This window comes from Streptomyces mayonensis (assembly GCF_018982965.1).
Taxonomy (GTDB): Bacteria; Actinomycetota; Actinomycetes; order Streptomycetales; family Streptomycetaceae; genus Streptomyces; species Streptomyces mayonensis.
Genome location: NZ_JACBYP010000243.1, coordinates 1 through 2,863 on the forward strand (window position 1 = coordinate 1; position 2,863 = coordinate 2,863).

Genomic DNA, 2,863 nt, shown 5'->3' on the forward strand with positions numbered 1-2,863 from the left:
CCGCACCACCGACCACTTCGACTCACTCGCCGTCGCCCACACCTCCGCCCCCAACCACCGCGCCAACTGCACCGCAGCCATCCCCACACCACCCGCAGCCGCATGCACCAACACCGACTCACCCGACCGCACACCCGCCACATCCACCAACGCATAGAACGCCGTCACAAAAGCCACCGGCACCGACGCCGCCTCAACGAACGACCACCCCTCCGGCACCCCCACCACCACCCGCTCATCCACCACGACGGAGGACCGGAACGCGTCCTGCCAGACGCCCATGACCCGGTCGCCCACCGCGACACCCGTCACGCCGGACCCGATGGCGGTGACCACGCCGGCCCCCTCGCTGCCCATGCGCGCGCTCTCCGCGTCCGGGTACATGCCCAGCGGGATCAGCACGTCGCGGAAGTTGAGGCCGACGGCGCGGACGTCGACGCGCACCTCGTGCTCGTCCAGCGCACCGTCGTCCCGGTCCTCGGCCGCCGGGCCCCAGACGATCCCTTCGAGGGTGCCGTTTCCGGCGTGGGTGAGCTGCCGTGCCCCGGCCGGGTCCTCGTCGTGCGCCGGGACCGTTTCGGGCCGTTCGCTCACCGGGGCCGTCGTCGGCGCGTCGCCGCGCACCAGGCGCGGGGCGAGGATCTCGTCGCCGCGGACGGCGAGTTGGGGCTCGCCCGAGGAGAGGGCGCGCGACACCGTCCCGGGGGTCGCGGGGGTGTGGCCGAGGACGTCGAGGAGGACGAAGCGCCCGGGGTGCTCGGTCTGTGCCGAACGCACCAGGCCCCACACGGGTGCGGCCGCGAGGTGGTCCATGCGTTCCGCGTCGTGGACGTGGACGGCTCCGCCGGTGACGAGGACAAGCCGGGACTGCGCGAAGTGCTCGCCGGACAGCCACTGCTGCACGAGGTCCAGCGCGTGCAGGGCGGTGCGCTCGGCGTCCGCGGCCAGGTCGCCGCCGGAGTCCTGGGACGCGCCGGTCCGCAGGTCCACCAGGACGTGCCCGGGAGCCGCCGTTCCCCCGTCCGCCAGGCGTTCCGCCAGTGCTCCCGGGTCGGCGCATCCCGCGTAGGCCGGGTCCGTCGCGGGGAGCCCGGGGGCCGTCTCCCCGAGCACCGCGACGCGCGGAGGTTCGTAGTCCCGGGACGAGTCCGGTACGCGGGTCCAGGCGACCCGGTGGGCGGCGGCGACGCCGTCCTCGGGCGGGGCGGGCAGGCGCGCCTCGTCGAGCGGACGCGTCAGGAGGCCGTCGGCGGACAGGACAGGCAGCCCCTCGCTGTCCGTGACCCGTACCGAGAAGGCACCCTCGGCCGTCGGGGCGAGCGTGGCCCGCAGCCGTTGGGCTCCGGTGGCGTGGAGGGTGGCGCCGGTCCAGAGGAAGGGCAGCCGGCCGGTGTGCTCGTCCTCCGCGCAGGCCGGCCAGGCGTGCAGGGCGGCGTCGAGGAGGGCCGGGTGGATGCCGAAGCCCGCCACGTCCGCCCCGGGCAGGTCGGCTTCGGCGAACAGCTCGCCCGCCGTCCCGCGCCAGACCCGCGTGAGTCCCCGGAACGCCGCTCCGTAGGTGAGGCCCTGCTCGTGCAGCCGCTCGTAGAGCCCCGTGAGGTCCACGGGCTGCGCGTCCGCCGGGGGCCAGTTCTCGGAGGTCACGGGCTCCCGGTGCCTCTCGGGGGCCGCGGGTTCCCGGCGCCCGGTGCCGTTCACGAGCGTCGCCCGGGCATGCCGTACCCAGTCCGCCTCCTGGGGCGCGGCGTCCTGGAGCCGGGCGTGGACGTCCACCGCGCGGCTGCCGTCTGCCTCGGCCCCGGCCACCAGCACCTGTACCTGGGTCGGCCGGGACGCGTCCAGGAGCAGCGGGGTCTCCAGGGTCAGTTCCTCCACCCGGTCGCAGCCGACCGCGTCCCCGGCGCGCAGGACCATGTCCAGCAGTGCCGTACCCGGCACCAGTACGCGCCCGTGTACGGAGTGGTCGCGCAGCCAGGGCTGTTCCCGCGGCGAGAGCCGCCCGGTGAGCAGGACACCGCCGGTCCCGGGCAGCGGCACCGCGCTGCCGAGCAGGGCGTGCCCGGTGGCCTCCGCGCCGTCCTGGTGCGCGTGCGTGGCGCGACGGGCGGCGCCGTCCGCCACCCAGAAGCGGCGGTGCTGGAAGGCGTACGTGGGCAGCTCGACCCGCCGGGTCGCGCGGCCGTCGTAGGAGCGGGCCCATCGCACGGGTACGCCGGTGACGAATGCCTCGGCGAGCGAGCGCAGCAGGCGCGGCCGGCCGCCGTCGTCGCGGCGCAGGGTGCCCGTGACGGACACGTCCGTGCCGTGGTCCTCGGCGGTGATCTGGATGCCGGTGGTCAGCACGGGGTGCGCGCTCGCCTCGACGAACCTGCGGAACCCGGCGTCGAGCAGGGCGCGGACGGTGTCCTCGAAGCGGACGGTGGACCGCAGGTTGCGGTACCAGTAGGCGCCGTCCAGTTCGGTGTGGGCGAGGTCGCCTCCGGTCACCGTGGAGAAGAACGGTATCCGCGCGGGCCGCGGCACCACGTCGGCTGCCGCCTTCTCGACCTGGGTCCGGATGTTCTCGACCTGGGCGCAGTGGGAGGCGTAGTCGACGGGGATGCGGCGGGCCCGGACGCCGCGGGCCTCGCAGTCGGCCATCAGGGCGTCGAGGGCCGCCGTGCCGCCGGAGACCACCGTGGTGGCGGGGCTGTTCACGGCGGCGACCGTGAGCTGTCCGTCGTGCTCGGACCCGGCGTAGCCGGCGAGTATCCCCTCCACCTCGGCGAGGGGCCGGTCCACGGCGACCATGCCGCCGTGGCCGGCGAGTTCCGCGGCGATCGCCCGACTGCGCAACGCCACCACCCGCGCACCGTCCTCCAGA

1 protein-coding gene is annotated in these 2,863 nt (G+C 75.4%); it reads right to left on the bottom strand.

Annotation, left to right across the window (positions count from 1 at the left end; genetic code table 11):
- On the bottom strand, nucleotides 1–2,862 hold a 2,862-nt coding region (locus HZS56_RS37580), incomplete at its 3' end, for a SpnB-like Rossmann fold domain-containing protein (protein ID WP_301543124.1).
- Between the last annotated feature and the right edge of the window lies 1 nt (nucleotide 2,863).